Below are 17046 nucleotides of genomic sequence, written 5' to 3'. Positions count from 1 at the left end.
CGATGTATCTGGAAATAAGTTGCGCTTAACGCCAGCGTTAACGGCATCTTAGGAAAGAATAACTGGTGGGCGTTTCAGACACACAGCATATAGTCGGGAAATATCCCTGCAAAACGTACATGTAATAAATACAGTGAATTTTAACTTAAGTGAAATTAACGCGATTCAGCCGTAATGTGTGCTGAACCGCGAAAGCATTATTGCATGAGGAATTTTTCCAGAAACTGACGCGTACGCGGTTGCTGCGGGTCGGCAAACAACGTTTTCGCGGGCCCCTGTTCCACAATACGCCCCTGATCCATAAAAATTGCCCTGTCCGCCACGTCACGCGCAAAGCTCATCTCATGCGTGACAATCACCATCGTGCGCTTTTCTTGCGCCAGTTGGCGAATGGCATTAAGCACTTCGCCCACCAGCTCAGGATCGAGCGCAGATGTCGGCTCGTCAAAAAGAATCACGTCCGGGCGCATCGCCAGCGCACGAGCTATCGCTACACGCTGCTGCTGCCCACCCGATAAACGCCGTGGGTAACTGTTCTCTTTGCCACTCAACCCCACTTTTTCCAAGAGTTCGCGCGCGCGCGCAGCAGCCTCTTCCTTGGGCTCACCTTTCACGATCACCGGCCCTTCAATAATGTTTTCCAGTACTGTCCGATGCGGGAACAAATTGAAATTCTGAAAGACAAAACCAACATGCTGGCGTAACCGACGGATAGCGCTTTTCTGCTGGCTAAGCGATCGCGCGGTATCAATGGTGATTTCGCCAACACGGATAGTGCCGTTCTCCGGCTGTTCAAGCAGGTTAATACTGCGCAACAATGTGGTTTTACCGGAGCCACTCGGGCCAATAATCGCCACCACTTCGCCCTGTTGCACCTCAAGATCGATACCGTGCAACACCGTCTGGCCGTGGAATTTTTTCACCAGATTTTTCACGTCGATAGCACTCATTTCGGATCACGCTCCTGACGATTAAGCTGGTGTTCAAAATAGTTTTGCAGGGAAGAGAGTACCGTCGCCATCACCCAGTAAATCAGCGATGCCGCAAGGTACATGGTGAACACTTCCAGCGTGCGGGACGTTATCAATTGCGCCTGGCGGAACAGCTCCGGCACCTGAATGGTTGCCGCCAGTGACGTATCTTTCACCAGGCTAATGAAACTGTTGCTCAGCGGCGGCAGCGCGACACGCGCGGCCTGCGGGAGAATAGCGCGACGCAATGTCTGCCACGGCGTCATACCAATACTGGCCGCCGCTTCCCACTGCCCTTTATCGATAGACGAAATAGCCGCGCGCAACGTCTCCGCCGCGTAGGCTGCCGTATTAAGTGACAGGCCAATCATCGCCGACGGGATAGGATCCAACTCAATACCAAACTGCGGCAGACCGTAATAGATCATAAACAACTGTGCGATAAGCGGCGTACCGCGAAAAATCGAGATGTACAAACGCGCCAGCCAGCGCACAGGTAAGAGCGACGACATGCGCATCAGAGCCAGCAGAAAGCCGAGCAATAAACCAAAAAACATCCCGCCAATACTGAGTTGCAGTGTAAATACCGCGCCCTTTAACAGGTAAGGCGCAGAGTCGATAACCAGTTGTAGACTTTCTTGCATTATTTTTGCTCTGCCTGGGAATTAAATATGGGGGTGATAGGCAAACAGCGCCGGTGCGCCGCCCGTATGGATAAACAGGATGGGTCCGTTATCTTTAAAGCGATTCTGCTCAATACCATCCAGCAACCCGGCCATCGCTTTCCCGGTATAAACCGGATCGAGCAAAATGCCTTCCAGGCGGGCAAGCAATTTCACCGCTTCCATTCCTTCATCATTCGGCGTGCCATAGCCCGGCGCGAAGTAGTCATCCCACAACAGAATATCGGCGTTGGCCTGCAATCCGAGTTCCCTCGCGATAGCCTGTTGCAGCGTCACCACTTTCGGTTTTTGATCCGCCACGCTGCGCGAAACCGTCACGCCAACCAGTTCCACATCCGGCATCAGTTGCTCCAGCCCAACCGCCAGACCGGCATGCGTACCCGCGCTGCCAGAAGCCACCACCACCGATGAAAGGCTAACCGCACCTTCGCATTGCTGTGCAATTTCCAGCGCGCTTTCCACATACCCCATTGCGCCCAGCGCGTTTGAGCCACCAACCGGGATCACATAAGGGCGGAAACCCTGCGCCTCTATGCGTGTCGCCAGTTCCTCTAGTTGTGCGGTGGGATCTGTCAATGCGTCACACATTTCGATCTGCGCATTGAACAGATCCAGCAGCAAGCGGTTGCCATTGGTCAGGTAGTTTTCCGCCGTGGTACCTATTGGGTTTTCCAAAAGCGCAACACAGTGCAGGCCCAATTTCGCCGCTACCGCCGCCGTCTGGCGAACATGATTGGATTGAATCGCCCCCGCGGTAATTAGCGTATCAGCGCCCTCGCGCAATGCATCCGCCGCCAGGAACTCGAGTTTGCGCAGCTTGTTGCCGCCCATCGCAACAGGCGTCACATCATCGCGTTTAATAAAAATTTCGCGCCCGAGGTAGTCGGAAAGCCGCGGCAGATACTCCAGCGGCGTGGGTGCGCCAATCAACTCCAGGCGCGGAAAGCGGGTCACATTGTGCAAGGACATAAAATCTCCGAAGACCAGGTAACGTTAGCCAATGTTTTTATTATGCACGCTAAAATCGATGAAATAAAAAAGGCGCTTGATTAAGCGCCTTTTTTTAACGGGCAACGTTTACTTCGTCACATCCGCTCCAAACCATTTTTCTGACAGCGTTTTCATGGTGCCGTCTTTTTGCATCTCGGCAATGGCTGCGTCGATAGCTTTCAGCAAATCGTCATTACCTTTACGCAGCGCAACGCCGGATTCCTGACGCGAGAAAGCATCTCCCGCCACTGCCAGCGTATCTTTGGTTTTCTTCACCAGATCCAGCGCGGCCAGACGATCGACCAGGATGGCGTCAATACGGCCAACGCGTAAATCCTGATATTTAGTCGGGTCATCATCATAGGTGCGAATATCAACGCCCTGCACGTTCTTACGCAGCCACTCTTCATAGTTGGTGCCAAGCCCAACGCCCACTTTTTTGCCTTTCAGATCCGCTGCGGATTTAATCCCCGCTTCGTTTCCTTTCTTCACCAACGCCTGGATACCAGAAACGGTATACGGCGTTGAGAAATCATACTTTTTCTTACGCTCATCGGAGATGGTGACCTGGTTAATCACCACGTCGATGCGTTTAGAATCCAGCGATGCCAGCATGCCGTCCCATTTGGTGGGTTTCAGGGATGCTTTTACGCCAAGATGCTGTGCCAACGCTTCGGCGAACTCCACTTCAAAACCAGTTAGCTTGCCGTCGTCGCCCTGGAAACTAAACGGCGGATACGTGCCTTCCAGACCCACCAACAGCGTGCCACGCTCTTTGACTTTATTGAGCAGGTTTTCCGCCGCGAACGTTTTCACGCTCATCCCTGCTACCAGCGCGACGGCCATTACACCCATCAACGCCTGACGTCCCAAAAGTGCTAGTTTCATAGTTACCCCGATAAAGAAATTGGCTGTAGTGTAAGGTGCCTGACGCTAAGTACAAGCACGACTCGGCTACATCTTATTCCTTTTTAATATAAATCAGATGTTGCGCCCACAGCGATTTTTTGCACGGAAGCAAAACGCATCTGGGTTTTAAACTGCGCATATTTGCGCAAGGCAATCCGATAATTATTGGTACTGGTCGCAGGTAACCACGGTTCCAGATTTTCGTCGAGGAACCCTTCTTCAAGCAGCTGTCGGGAAATGTTGAGTTCTGTGAGATGGTTGCCGAGGCGGCGCAAACGCACGACATACTCGCGCACCGTACCGTGGCTCATTTCGGTTTGTTCGAAAAGATATTGTTTAAAACCGATGATATCGAAGAAATCGCTCTGCTCTTTGCAGTGCAGATCGCCGCAAAAACGACAGAGTGCAACCCACTCTTTTTGCTCTTGTTGCCAGGCCGCTTCATCCAACAGCATATCCAGGCGCGAGATCGCGATCTTATTCACGATTTCGCCCCGGCGTACCAGTGTGATGCGATCAAGCAGCTTGTGGCAGTGTGCGCAATGCGTCTGGCTGTGTTTAAAGTCTTTAAGGTAGCGGCTTAGAGGCCGTCTTTTAGGTTGCTGCACCGTCATGATAACTCCTGGTTGTCAATGCGTTGTTCGGCATTTACCAGGAGTGATGCAGAATCACTGACCTATAACTTACCCAGCTTGGTACGTAAGCGCTTAATGGCCTGGCTATGGAGCTGGCTGACTCGTGATTCCCCGACTTCCAGAACGGCACCAATCTCTTTCAGATTGAGTTCTTCCTGGTAGTACAGTGTCAGGACAAGTTGTTCACGTTCCGGCAGCGATTCAATCGCTTCCATGACCCGGTGACGTAAATTACTTTCCAGTAACTGGAATAACGGGTTTTCCTGTTGATGATCGTCCGTCACCAGCTCGATACTGTCGCCATGCTCTTCCCGCCATTCATCGTAGGAGAAAAGCTGGCTGTTATTGGTATCGAGCAGCATCTGACGGTATTCCTCTACAGGAATTCCAAGACGCTGCGACACTTCTGTTTCCGTCGCGTTACGTCCCAGTTCTTGCTCAAGTTGCCCCATTGCCTGCGCCACTTCGCGGGCATTACGCCGAACGCTGCGCGGCACCCAATCGCGGCTGCGCAATTCGTCCAGCATCGCCCCACGAATACGCTGTACTGCGTAAGTGGTAAATGCCGTTCCTTGCAGAGCGTCATATCGGTCTACTGCATTCAGTAAACCGATACCGCCCGCCTGTAGCAGGTCGTCCAGTTCCACACTCGCCGGCAAACGCACCTGCAGGCGCAATGCTTCGTGACGCACAAGAGGTACATAACGCTGCCACAGCGAGTGTTTATCCATTACACCTTCAGCGGTATAGAGTGAATTCACGATAAACAGCCCTGCGTTAATTGAGTTATCGGCACGATTATCCGATTCTGGAGTGGTTTTAATCGGATGAATAGTGGGTGAAATGGGGGTTATTTGACTTTATTGAACCGTTCTCCCGACAGGTAATGCATATAACACCAGCTCAAAAGCCAGCGCCGGATGATGCCCGCGCAAATAAAAACGATAATTATCCGACAGTTCACGAATGTATTGCGGGATCGTCAGCAAATCTTCCGGCTTGTGATACAAGCTAATCGTCAGAACAGGCAAAGATGCACGAATGGTATGTTGCGCACCTTTTAGGGCTTCCAGCTCCGCCCCCTCAATATCCATTTTGATAAATGTAGCGTAATTCGTGCCTTCAAGGGCATTATCGATGCTGACCACATCAATGGAGGTGTTGCCTTCCCCTTCGCTTAAGCGAGACGAGGTATCCATTCCGGAATCAAAGCGCAATGTTGTATTTTCCGACCAGACACCTTTATTGATGGCTTTGAGTTCCACATCACCAATATCTGCGCGTTGTAATAAGGCGAAGTTTTTTGCTTCCGGTTCAAAAGCGAGGATTTTCGCGGGTTTCTTCACGCCCTGCTTCTGTGCAGCTTTCAGGAACGCAACCACGCTGTCACCGTCGTAGGCGCCGCAATCGACATACACTTCATTGTCCTGCAAGCGCACCAGGTCTTCTGCCAGGTAGTGGTTAGGATCGAAATACTTGCCATAGTACAAGCTACGCGCGCAAATACGCTGATTAATAAACGCAGCCAGCGTTTCTTTTGAGCGCTCATCGCCTAAAGAGTTATAAAATTCGGTCAAAACAGCTTCATTTTCCTGACAAAATTCGGCGGTATAAAGCGTATCGGTATTCACGCCAATAAAAGAGTGATCAAAGATCAATATGCTTTCGGCGTTGTTTCCAAGCATCGCTTCTAATTCAGCGCTCACATACTGGATAGCCAGAATGTAATTATAGGTGCCTTCTTGCCGGGTCAGCTGGTCTAAATTGATGATATCGTAACCGTAAAAGGTTGAACCTTCGGTGAAATATTTCTCATTGACTGCGACATAATCAACCTTCACATTCTTGCTGGTTAAAAATTCCCACGTTTTTTGCCCTAAATAACCGGCACCGCATAATACCAACGGACGACCATTCTTCTGCATTTCGTCGATCGTATCGAGAAAATGGTTTCTGGACTCGCAAATTTTTTCAAGAATAGACATATCTACCTCAGAGACTCATTCAGTACACAATAAGTGGCAATCACAGTATGATTTTTTGTTGCGCTAATGCGCTTTTGTTGGCGCTTTCAAGGAAAGCTAATCCTTTCAAAGCCACCTGCGAGCCAATAGCATAACTATTCGCTTCGCCGCGTAATGCTGCCGCGATGTCACAGTAATAGTTCGCAAAGGCTTCAATAAACCCGGCGGGATGGCCTGCTTTAAAGCGGCAGTACCGCTCCTGGTTCGCCACCGTGTTGTCACTCGCCGTGCGGTCAATAATGCTGACGTTGCCGTGGATATCGGCAACACGTAAATACTCGGGCTCCATTTGCAGCCATTCCGCACTGCCTTCTGTGCCGTAAACCCTGATCCGCAAACCGTTGCGATAACCCAGCGCCGCCTTGCCATACCAGTAATTGCACACCACATCATCGCTATAACGTGACACGATATTCACCGTGTCCACCACGCCCGGCACACGGGCAAAGGTGCTGTTAACGGCATAGACATCCAGCGCATGTTTCCCGGTGAGGAACTCCACCAGTTGATGGACATGTACGCCAAGATCCAACGATACTGTCGGGATCGCGTTATCCGTGCGCCGCCAGGTTTGCGGTAGCGCGATGCTGCCGTCGTTGCGACAACGGCTGAAACCCTCTTGCGGCATCTCAACCATTACGTGCTGAATCCGACCCAGCGCGCCGCTTTGCAAGCGCTGGCGTAATTCGCGCACCATCGGGTAACCGGTATAGTTGAATGTCACATAGAGCTGGCTATTCACCTCGTCAACGCGCTGCTGAATGTCCTCAGCGTCTTTGACGCTCGCCACTAAGGCTTTTTCACAAATGATCGGCAGCGGATATTCCAGACACGCCATCAGAATTTCGCGGTGTGCGGGCGTAGGTGTTAGCACCACTACCGCATCCAGATGCGCGTGCTCTTTCTCAAGCAGCGTCAACGCATCCTGGTAAATCCTGCTCTCATCAAGCCCCCAGGCCATGCCGGTTTGCCGGTTAAGGGCGTCATCCCGGCTGAAACAACCGGCAGATAACTGGAAATGACCATCCATCTGGCTGGCGATTTTATGGGTCATACCGATGGCAGAGTTGAGGCCGCCGCCGATAAATGCCAGGGATAAGGGCTTTGCCATAATCCGGTCCTTACGTCGTTTTAAAAGAAAAATAGTTTTTAAGCTGCGGCGTCAAACGCGCCAGTTCAGCAAAATCATCAAATTCAGCAAACACCAACCCCGCCCTGTCACGCGGCGCAGGTTCCAGCCGATCGCCAGGCAATTTCAACGGAATAGTTTCGATAATGCGTGCCGCCAGCGGCGCAAAAAGGTAGCCGGTAAAGTGGGTATCTATGTCGCTGGAAATGGTGTGGCGCGCAATGGCGCGCAGAGGCGCAGGGCGTCGCGCTGAAAACGCAGTGGTATGCTGGCAACCCAGGAATGGGGCAACAAATGCGCTGGAATAATCAACGCCGGTTGAAAGCTCAATCAAACGGGAATAGAGATCGCCCGGGCAGCGCCGGGTAAGTTCTATAAGCCAAAAATCATCGTCATTGGCGATAAACTGGGTATGCAGCAAACCGTCGACCAGCTGAAGCTGGCGCACCAGGGTTTGCATACATTCGCTGACGCGGTCTCGCATGCTTTCCGTCAGGGAAAGACTCAAGCTGCTACTGTTGACCTGCCAGGGATAAACGGTGCAAAACTCATCGACGAAAAATTCGCAGACAATCTCCCCGCCGCGGATAAACGCGGAGTGGCTGTACAACGCGCCCTGGCAAAAGGTTTCAATCACGCACTCGCCGTTTTGCGAAGCGCTACGGGCTTTTGCCACCGCATCGTCAAGTTCTTCAGCCTGCTGCACCAGGGTAATGCCGATACCGCTATAAGCATCAATCGGTTTTACCAGCAACGGAAACGGGAGATGACGCGCTTCCTCAACGCTTCTAACCGCACGCGGTATCGGATAACCCTGTTGTTCTGCCCAGGCGCGGAAGCGATCTTTAAGAAAAAGCGTGTCGCTGACATCCGGCGTGTCGAAACCGGGTAAGCCCAACTCAGCAGCGACGCGGCTTCCCGTCAGGTACGAGACATCGGTAACACCAGGCGTAATGGCCGCAATATTGTGTTCGCGTGCAATGGCTAACACTGCATCGCAATCTGCGTAATTTTGGACTTTGGCAATATCCGCAGATTTCATCCCCGCATCGTGCGGCTTACCGCTGCACACCAGCGTGGTAAAACCCGCCGTTTTGACCGCTCGCTGTAAAGGTAACGAAGCAAATCCCGCATCGAGGATCATCGCCGTGCGCATAGCCGTCATGCGCCCTCCAGCGAAATAACCGGCGCACTCGGTGTCGCTGTGGCCGCAACGCCGCGAATGATGTCGGTAATACGTTTCTGATCTTCGCGCGCCAGCCCCGGATAAATCGGCAAGCACAGCACTTTGTCAGCGATAACATTTGCGCACGGCAAGTTCTCTTTCTGCGAGGAAGCAAGCCCGCGATACATACTGAAGGAGCTAATCAGCGGGTAGAAATAGCGGCGCGTTAAAATACCTGCGCTTTTTAGTACGTCATAGAGCGAATCGCGATCGATGCCGAACTCTGGCTCAATCAACACCGGGAAGTAGGCATGGTTCCAGGTCACATCAGCAGGCACATCCAGCAGATGCACCCCGCCAATTCCTTGCAGTAATTCCACATAATGCAGGTAAAGCGCCTGACGATCGGCCAGCGCCTGATCGATATGTTTAAGCTGTAACAAGCCGAATGCCGCTTCAACTTCGTTCATTTTGGCATTGATACCCGGGGCCACTACGCGTGTTTCACCGGCAAAACCGAAGTTTTTCAAATAATCGATGCGCTGCTTGGTACGCGCATCGTGGCAAATAATCGCACCGCCCTCGAAGGTGTTAAACACCTTCGTTGCGTGAAAGCTCAGAACCGACAAATCCCCGTGATTCAAAATACTGACGCCGTTTTTCTTCACGCCAAACGCGTGCGCCGCGTCATAGATCACTTTCAGGCCGTAGATATCCGCGACCTGCTGGATTTTGTCTACATCGCAGGGAATGCCGTAGCAGTGAACCGGCATGATCGCCGTGGTCTGCGGGGTGATCAGCTCTTCGACACGCTCAGGATTGATATTGTACGTTTGCGGATCGATGTCAGCGAAAACCGGCGTCAGGCCATTCCACAGGAGTGTATGCGAGGTGGCTACAAAGGAGTAAGGCGTGGTAATCACTTCCCCGGTGACCCGAAGCGCCTGCAAGGCGGTGAGCAGCGCCAGCGTACCATTTGCGAACAAGCAGACATATTTCACGCCCAGGTAACTTGCCAGCGCCTCCTCAAGTTCCTGATGGAAAACACCGCCGTTAGTGAGGATCCGGTTGTTCCAGATCTTCTCAAGGTAAGGAATAAACTCTTCCAGCGGTGGCAAAAGAGGGCTGGTAACAAAGATATTATTGTCCATAGACAAACCTGCGCGCGTAGGAATTATCTGTTCATCATAACGACGCGCCTGGCGAGCTATCGGTGAAACAGGGGGCATTTTGTTACGCTTTTCCCCTTGCGTGCTAAAGGTAAACTGCCAGAGCCTGCGCAGGCGGTAGGAAAATGGTGGGGCTGAAATAATCGCTTATTCAGCAGAAACCCCGGTAATAAGACGCTACCGGGTTTCATTGCCGCAAAAGAGCGCATTATTTCAACATTGCGAGCAGTGCTTGCTGGCGAGACGCATCAAAGAGGTAGCGGTCATTAAGCAGAGTAGTGATCTGCTCTTGATTCTCACAGGCCGGGTTGCGTGTCCTGGCGAAATCCTCAATGGCCTGCGTCCAGAGCGCCATTTTAGGTTTCAGTTTCGTCACGAAGTCATACTCGCTGAAACAAGGAAAATCGCTGCAGAGAACGGCGATATTACGGGCGGCGTATTGCAACACGGCATAACTTTCCGCAAACCGATGCTCATGGTTGTTATCGCGGAACAAAATCACCGCATCCGGATTCAGTGCATCCAGCGTCTCCACCGAGACAGGGTTAGCATGGTATTTAAAGGTGCCCTTCACCAGCGGGTTCCAGTTGGCTGGACACTCGCCAAAAATATACCAGTCAACAATGTGATGCGTTTTTTCGATCAACTGCCAGATGAAATCCCGCTCTTTCCCGGTGAGGGAAAAAATGGGGCATAACACGCGACAGGGAGAATTTACCGCTACGGGTTTATTCTGTGCAAACCATGCCTGCGGGAGATAATCAGGAATTCGCAAAACGTCCAGCCCCTTGCCCCGTCCCCATTTTTCCAGCGCGGAATTTAATACCAGCCAGCGATCAAACGGCAGAGGTTGGCTACTCTGGCGAGAAACCAGCGGCTCGGCATTTTCATCGAAAAGACAATGCACAACCTGCCCCGTCAGCGCGCGAAACTGCGTAATGGTGCTGATATCACTTTCACTCAACTGGGCGTCCAAAATGGTGATAGCGGGGCGCGTTCTGAGTAACGCAGGTAGCGCAGGCAACGCATCCTTGATAATGAACGTAATATCTCCGGCTTCTTCCATCATGCGGAAATAGTGTGTTAACCGTTTTGTATAAACGGTCTGCGAACGCCATACCAACAACACCACTGGCATTTGTTCCGGGCTTACGGAAACACGTTTTTGTGTAACGCTAGCGTCCAGCGTAAAGAGAGGTGAACTTAGCGACAAATGCTGGCTATAAGCGGGATCGTTTGCAAATACCTCGCTGAAATCCTTCATCAGCGCCGTCATTTGCGATAACAGAGATTGCCGGTACTCATTATCCATAAAGTGATAATTGTCCGAGGCAATAATGCTATAAGGCGACCAGACAGAAACGTAGCCCATTTTTTGCAGCGCAAGGCAAAATGCCGCCGAACTCACTTCAAGCGACGTGTATTTTTCATCCAATCCGCCTGCCTGCGCAAAACATTCTTTTTTGATAAGCAGACACAGACTATTGAGCACGGAGTAGTTTTGTTCACATTGATACCGAGCCTGATACCCGAAAGACTGCCAGTCTTCTCCAGTACCGACATTCGCGATCCCGTTATCTGCGCCGACAATCATCCCTGCGCTGATGAGCTTTTTATCAAAGCTAATAATCTTCGGCCCGCTGCACGCTACTTCGGGTCGCACCATAGGATTGAGTAAAGTGTTTAACCAGCTTTTTAAGACGAAAACCGATCTGACGTCTAATAACAACAAAGAGGCGCCCGCAGCGTGTGACGCCGCAATGTTTACTGCCTGCACCTCACTGCACTTACCCAGATCAAGCACCTGAACCTTGCCGGGTAACAGTTTTTCAACTTCCCGCGCGGTCTGCAAAACAATCGCGTCGGCTGTGATTATCACAGGAATAATAATTTCATAATCATGCCATTCGGTGTTATCCACCAGCGACGCGATACAGCGCGTCATCAAATTAGCATCATGATTATGGGTTAAGATAATACTCACCCGCCCCATATTATTCAGGGGGTAATGGATCCGCCACGCGACACCGTCGTTATACTCCACATGATCTACTGGCAAATTACGCTGCGCGGCGAAAGAACCAACGATGCCGCCCTCAATTTCAATACTTGCGGGAGTGAGTATCTTCTCATCAACAATATTGACGATATCCGCATAATGACCAATGGAGGCAATGTCATAACGGGCAATTAATTTTGTAATGAGGTCGAATTCAAAAGCCGACCCTGCGTTATTGTCCCAGCCACCGCATTCCAGCCATGCCGACGCGCGGAAGAAAACCCGTTGCAAATAACGGGACGGCGCACTAAAGAACAGATCGAGATTAAACTCTGGCTTGAAAAAATGTGTCACTGAATCCGCATGTCTGACTGCTTCGTCAGCATAAATAGCCTGCACAGCAGAACGTTCTTGCAGTGTCTGCGCTAAGCGATACACGCTGTCTTGCGTATAAATCACACCGGCAGGAACCACCTGTAACCAGTCGGCAGCGACCGCCTGAACAAGGTTGGCAAAATTGTGCTGGTAATGCTGAAAATCGACAACGGAAAGGGTGCTATCCGTTTCGTCATGATCAACGCCATCCTCAACGATCAGGATTCTGGCATTCGGCAAATCACCTAATTGTGCACGCAAAGAATCCACGGTCAGAGTCACAGAGGCGCGATCGCCATGCGGATTCAGAATAACGAACAACAACGCCTGCGAAGAGCGCATATCAATGCGTTTTCCCGCCACTCTATTTTCAAGCCACCCCTGAAACGTATTGCGGTAATGTTCTTGTGCTTTTTCTTGCGCTTTAGATTGTGTTTTTTCTATGAAGTCCCTGAATTGCACCAGCGATCTTTCACGTCTCAGCAATAATTGCTCGCGGGACTTGTAGAGGTTTTGGCGTGCATGTTCGATAGCTTCCGGGGTATTAACCAGCGTATAACCTGCATTGCCGTTTTCGCGTATCGTTTTTTCACTCAACGCATAGCTTTCGTAGCCTGGCGCGATTAACCCAACGACCGGGCAACCACATAAGTTAGCCAGCAGACAGGTACCGGAAGATTCATAGGTATATAACACGCGTCCGCGCTTGAGAACTTTTGCCAATTCATCCAGCGGCAGCGGGTTTTGCATACTCAGTACCGTCAGATTTTTCGGCAGTTTGTCATATTCAATAACGCTGGCGGGTAAGCGGTTAATATAGAGTAAGTCCAGATCCTTATGCGGATTATCATCCTGGAACAGATCGAGATCGTAATTCTCAATATTTAACAGCGCCGGTTGATACTCTTTTTCGGCGAACTCCACGCGATACCAGAAAAACAGATCATCAGGTGAAAAATCGAGGCGATTGCCATTCATCACCCCTTCTCTGTTGAGCATATAGCGCGCCACCACCGGCGCACGCAGCGGGTTGCCACTCGTTACTTCCGGGTACACCGCAATCCACGGCTCGCCTGATTTCTGTAAATGTGCGTACTCTTCTTCGGTAAGGCGCGGCGTGTTCCATTTCGGATTCACCTTTCCCCCCACAATCCACGCTTTGCCGCCCGAGTTGTTTATGGTCTGGCAAAAAAAATGCAGCACTTGTATCCCGGCAGACGCCTCCGAGTAATCGGGTGCCACAATCAGATAGGGGTACTGAGCGAGGTTATTCATCGATATTCCTTGAACGTTTGCCAGGCCCGCCGGCCTGGCAGAGAAAATTATGCTTTCGGTAACCAGCCCTGCTGCCAGTCATCCAGACCTGCGCCGCGCAAATACCAGTTATTCAGCACCGCTTCACGCAGCGCATCGCCCTGACGATGACGTAAATCGGCATCATTAATATAAGCCTGAACCGCGTTCATCCAGTCTTTGAAGCGGTTTTCCACCAGCGTAACCGGCAGATCGCAACGGTAAGGCACAATATCGGTGGCGATGATCGGCACGCCGCAGGTGCCGATTTCCAGCAGACGCAAGTTACTTTTACATTCGTTGAATTGATTGATTTCCAGCGGCACCAACGCCAGGTCGAGATTGAGACTGGCCAGTTTTTCCGGATACATTTCAAACGGCACGCCAGGGTGGAATTCGCAGCGTACATTGCGCGGCTTCATACCCATAAAGACCCATTCGACTTTCCCTTCCAGCTCTTTAATCAACGGCAATAAGATCTCCAGATCGCCAGCATGAGAACTGCCGCCAGCCCAGCCAACACGCACTTTTTTGCCCGTGCCGCGCTCGCTGAACAGATGTTCCCACTGGTTCGGCGCAAGGCGGTTTTGCGCAATGCGAATGTCGCTATGGAAACGGCTATAGGCATCCGCCAGCGGCGCGGTGGAAACCACCAGCCAGTCGGCGCTGTCGACGACTTTGCGAAAATTCTTCACCATTTGCTGCGGGAAGTGCTGACGAGAACCATTTTTGATCGGCACATTGAGCAGGTAGTCATCATATTCGAGCACGATTTTGGCGTTACTGGTGCTGCGCAACTGTTGAATAATCTGCGGGAAACGGCTGCCGGTAATCAGCTCTAGCAAAATGACATCCGGCTGCTGCTGCGCGGCTTCCATCACACCAGGAATGGTGTTGGTCAGCCCGCCTTCAATCATTAAATGGCGTTCCAGCGCTTTGAAGGGTTGCATTACGCGGTGGTGCCCACCGCCGACCCAGTTAACATGGTGCGCCAGTACCACCGGCAGCGGGCGTCCCGGCAACGGCTGATGCAAGCGCGCCAGGCTCGCGCTGAGCGTGAACGCCTGCCCTGCTTTTTGCATTAACGGGTGGTATGACGGTTCTGCGAGCAGACCTTGCCGCCACTCTTCACGCAGCGTGGCAAAGTCCGGCAGCAGCGGGCGTTCCTGCACATCAATCTTATTGCCCAGCAGGCGTGTCGCCCCGCCCATATGTTTGACGCGGGCGTACGGTGTCCAGACATTGAGATAGCCGTGTTGCTGCGCGCGTAGCCCAAGATCGACATCGGCAAAATAGACCGGATACGTTTCCTGGTTAAAACCGTTGAGGGCGAAAAAGACCTCTTTGCGCACCATCATGCAGGAAGCGCTGACTGCCGCCAGGTTGCGCGGCGTTTTCAGATAGTGCTGAAAGCCGTTGCTTTCGCCATCTGCACCGTCAAAAGCCACGTCCACACCATGCTGCACACCGAGCAAAAAGCCGCCATGCTGAATACGGCCATCCTGATACTCCAGACGCGCGCCAACCAGCCCCACTTCCGGGCGTAACGTTTGCTCCAGCAAGGCCTCAAGCCAGCCGCCATCAATAATTTCACAATCATTATTGAGAAAGACCAGCACCTCACCGCGCGCCTGTTGCGCCGCCGCATTGTTGATTTCAGCAAAGTTAAACGGCGCGTCGTAGCGCAAAATGCGTACCTGATCGATGCCTGATGCCGCCAGATCATTGAGGAAACGGCAGGCATCCTCTTCTACCGACTGGTTATCGACAATTAACAACTCATAGTGTTGATAACGCGTTTTCTCCATCAAACTTTCAATGCAGCGTTTAAGCAGCGCAAAGCGATCGCGGGTGGGAATAATGATCGACACCAGCGGCTTTGCGTCCCAGTGGTAGCGCAAGCGTTTGATGTTCGCCGATAACCCCTCGTCCAGCGAGGCCTGAATGCCAAGCCGTTGCAGGTGAGCCAACAAAATCTCTTCGCACTCGCCTACCACCTCCGGGTTTTCGCTCCAGCATGACGCTACTTCCGGGCTTTCCACCAGCACCTCAGCAACGCGGCCCAACGCTGGTGTTCCCTGCCCTTCAACAAAGCGCCATAGCAGATCGATCATCGCCGCCTGCGGATATTGGCTATTCAATCCACCGAGCTGGCGGGCAATATCACGCGAAAAAAGCAAAACGCGGCCGACATACGGCACACCGCGCAGCAGATCAATGTTTACATCCGGGCGCAGCGTCAGTAGCGGTTCGCCATTTTCCGCGCGCGTCATTTCATCGCAGTAAAACAACCAGGCATTTTGTTGTTGCATCCGTTGCTCGGCAAAGCGTAACAACGCATCGTCTCGCAACGTAAAACCGGCGGGGATAAGTAACAGCGCATCGGCATCACGCGTACTTAGCAGCGCATTTACTGCCGCAGGCCAGGCGTTATCATCAGCAATGACATCAATGCTGGCGGCAGCCAGCGACTGACTTTCAACTGAGGTTCTCGTGTGCGTGCTGCGGTCGTTATCGCCAAGGATAATCACGCCGATACTGGCTTTGTCCGGGTTTGCACCGGCGAAAGAGCGCAGCGCTTCCCGCCGTGCATCGCTAATCTGGCGATCCTCCAGCCAGCGGCTGAAGGAGTACTCGCTGGTCTGCTGTTGCGCCAGCACGGCTTTACTGTGGAAGTTCAGCGTATAACGCGCTTTGTCATCCAACTGGCGTTTTTTTTCCGCCAAAGGCAGCGTAAAAATCGCCTCCAGCGCGGTATCCAGTGTCCATTTACTGACAAAAGTCGCGCGCTGCGCCAGTGCCCACTCGCGCGCACTGGCATAACCACTTTGCAGCAGTTCTACCCATTCATTGGCGTCCGGGCAGTTGTGCAACGTAAGTGCGCAGAAATGATCGGCTTCATGACGCGCCAGGTTATCGGCATTCAGATACCCTTCAACGTAACCTTCGTTAACCAGGAACAGCGGGATCCCAAGCGTCAGTGCTTTCGACACGCTTTCGTCATTCCCGATGATCACGTCATACTGTTCCAGCCACGCCGGTTCGAGGCGTTGCACCTGCTGGCTCAGATCGAACCACTCAATCTGGATGCCTGCCTCCCTCGCCTGCTGTTGGACTTCATACATTTCCGCCGATATTTTGCCCGCCATATAAAGTACGCGAGACAAGGTTTGCGCGTCGCGCGTGCGGGTAAAAGCGCCAAAGCTGGCCGGTACTGACCACGGCAAATGTTTGAGCTGCGCACTCTCCACTCCGGTCTGTAACAGGATGGCAGACGTGCGCGGGGAGAGATCCAGCGTCAGCGCGGCAAACTGGTTTTCCAGCGCCACGCCCCACGGTAGGTAGAGATCGTTGTAGTCACTGAAATGGCGGAAAACCATCGCGCCGTCCAGTTTTCCGGCTTCGATGGCATCGAGTAACTTTTCGCTAAAGAAACCGCGGTAAATCCAGATGATGTTGTAATAGGTGTCCAGCGCGACCTGCTTTTCAGTGATGACAGTAAAACGCCCTGTCGCGCTCAGGCGTGCTATTTCACTCGTTAATTTCTGCCCGGCGGTTGAGCTAATAACATCCACGCGCCAGCCTTTGGCCAGCAAGGCGTCTGCAATGTCGAGAAGTTCGGAGGTATGGGGGGTAAAAGCGTCAAATTGATCAACGCTAATTAGTATGCTTTGCATCTGTCATCCTCATATCACCGGGTAAAC

The 17046-nt window shown here is 52.1% G+C and carries 12 protein-coding genes; all 12 read right to left on the bottom strand.

The genetic code is table 11. The features are described 5' to 3' along the window. Positions 1–197 precede the first annotated feature (197 nt). Positions 198–950 carry an L-cystine ABC transporter ATP-binding protein TcyN gene (gene tcyN / locus ACFX4O_RS10120; protein WP_131409468.1) on the bottom strand — a complete coding sequence of 251 codons (753 nt, stop codon included), beginning with the start codon at positions 948–950 and terminating at the stop codon, positions 198–200. Further along, positions 947–1615, bottom strand: a complete 669-nt coding sequence (gene tcyL, locus ACFX4O_RS10115; RefSeq protein WP_380208489.1) for a cystine ABC transporter permease — start codon at positions 1613–1615, stop codon at positions 947–949. Before tcyL ends, tcyN begins: the two co-directional genes overlap by 4 nt. 21 nt (positions 1616–1636) lie before the next feature. After that, positions 1637–2623, bottom strand: coding sequence for a D-cysteine desulfhydrase (gene dcyD / locus ACFX4O_RS10110; protein ID WP_380208487.1), 987 nt, complete (start codon positions 2621–2623; stop codon positions 1637–1639). A 108-nt stretch (positions 2624–2731) separates the two neighbouring features. Then, positions 2732–3532 (bottom strand): cystine ABC transporter substrate-binding protein, encoded by an 801-nt coding sequence (tcyJ, locus tag ACFX4O_RS10105; RefSeq protein WP_017458346.1) that lies wholly within the window; start codon positions 3530–3532, stop codon positions 2732–2734. 83 nt (positions 3533–3615) lie between these two features. Continuing rightward, positions 3616–4167: a flagella biosynthesis regulatory protein FliZ gene (gene fliZ, locus ACFX4O_RS10100; RefSeq protein WP_017458347.1), complete on the bottom strand. Its 552-nt coding sequence runs from the start codon at positions 4165–4167 to the stop codon at positions 3616–3618. A gap of 62 nt (positions 4168–4229) precedes the next feature. Next, a complete protein-coding gene (fliA, locus tag ACFX4O_RS10095; RefSeq protein ID WP_131409462.1) occupies positions 4230–4949 on the bottom strand; it encodes an RNA polymerase sigma factor FliA in 720 nt (239 codons plus the stop codon). 99 nt (positions 4950–5048) lie between these two features. Further along, positions 5049–6173 (bottom strand): FkbM family methyltransferase, encoded by a 1125-nt coding sequence (locus ACFX4O_RS10090; RefSeq protein WP_131409460.1) that lies wholly within the window; start codon positions 6171–6173, stop codon positions 5049–5051. A 40-nt stretch (positions 6174–6213) separates the two neighbouring features. Then, on the bottom strand, positions 6214–7323 hold the full coding sequence (locus ACFX4O_RS10085) for a Gfo/Idh/MocA family protein (RefSeq protein WP_380208483.1): 1110 nt from the start codon (positions 7321–7323) through the stop codon (positions 6214–6216). A gap of 10 nt (positions 7324–7333) precedes the next feature. After that, entirely contained in the window at positions 7334–8506 is a 1173-nt protein-coding gene (locus tag ACFX4O_RS10080; RefSeq protein WP_380208481.1) for an acetyl-CoA carboxylase biotin carboxylase subunit family protein, read from the bottom strand. Further along, positions 8503–9657, bottom strand: coding sequence for a DegT/DnrJ/EryC1/StrS aminotransferase family protein (locus ACFX4O_RS10075; protein WP_131409453.1), 1155 nt, complete (start codon positions 9655–9657; stop codon positions 8503–8505). The genes ACFX4O_RS10080 and ACFX4O_RS10075 overlap by 4 nt, the downstream gene beginning before the upstream one ends. 226 nt (positions 9658–9883) lie before the next feature. Continuing rightward, a complete protein-coding gene (locus ACFX4O_RS10070; RefSeq protein ID WP_380208479.1) occupies positions 9884–13324 on the bottom strand; it encodes a glycosyltransferase family 2 protein in 3441 nt (1146 codons plus the stop codon). A 47-nt stretch (positions 13325–13371) separates the two neighbouring features. Beyond that, positions 13372–17019 carry a glycosyltransferase gene (locus ACFX4O_RS10065; RefSeq protein WP_380208477.1) on the bottom strand — a complete coding sequence of 1216 codons (3648 nt, stop codon included), beginning with the start codon at positions 17017–17019 and terminating at the stop codon, positions 13372–13374. Positions 17020–17046: the final 27 nt, after the last annotated feature.

It is taken from the genome of Kosakonia sp. YIM B13571 (genome assembly GCF_042788095.1).
GTDB lineage: Bacteria > Pseudomonadota > Gammaproteobacteria > Enterobacterales > Enterobacteriaceae > Kosakonia > Kosakonia quasisacchari.
Note: the sequence above shows the minus strand (reverse complement) of the source record. Positions and strands in the feature narration are given on the sequence as shown.

What these genes read in the sequence shown, in the direction of transcription:
- tcyN (WP_131409468.1), bottom strand. Translation starts at nt 950, where the DNA reads ATGAGTGCTATCGACGTGAAAAATCTGGTGAAAAAATTCCACGGCCAG.
- tcyL (WP_380208489.1), bottom strand. Translation starts at nt 1,615, where the DNA reads ATGCAAGAAAGTCTACAACTGGTTATCGACTCTGCGCCTTACCTGTTA.
- dcyD (WP_380208487.1), bottom strand. Translation starts at nt 2,623, where the DNA reads ATGTCCTTGCACAATGTGACCCGCTTTCCGCGCCTGGAGTTGATTGGC.
- tcyJ (WP_017458346.1), bottom strand. Translation starts at nt 3,532, where the DNA reads ATGAAACTAGCACTTTTGGGACGTCAGGCGTTGATGGGTGTAATGGCC.
- fliZ (WP_017458347.1), bottom strand. Translation starts at nt 4,167, where the DNA reads ATGACGGTGCAGCAACCTAAAAGACGGCCTCTAAGCCGCTACCTTAAA.
- ACFX4O_RS10090 (WP_131409460.1), bottom strand. Translation starts at nt 6,173, where the DNA reads ATGTCTATTCTTGAAAAAATTTGCGAGTCCAGAAACCATTTTCTCGAT.
- ACFX4O_RS10085 (WP_380208483.1), bottom strand. Translation starts at nt 7,323, where the DNA reads ATGGCAAAGCCCTTATCCCTGGCATTTATCGGCGGCGGCCTCAACTCT.
- ACFX4O_RS10080 (WP_380208481.1), bottom strand. Translation starts at nt 8,506, where the DNA reads ATGACGGCTATGCGCACGGCGATGATCCTCGATGCGGGATTTGCTTCG.
- ACFX4O_RS10075 (WP_131409453.1), bottom strand. Translation starts at nt 9,657, where the DNA reads ATGGACAATAATATCTTTGTTACCAGCCCTCTTTTGCCACCGCTGGAA.
- ACFX4O_RS10070 (WP_380208479.1), bottom strand. Translation starts at nt 13,324, where the DNA reads ATGAATAACCTCGCTCAGTACCCCTATCTGATTGTGGCACCCGATTAC.
- ACFX4O_RS10065 (WP_380208477.1), bottom strand. Translation starts at nt 17,019, where the DNA reads ATGCAAAGCATACTAATTAGCGTTGATCAATTTGACGCTTTTACCCCC.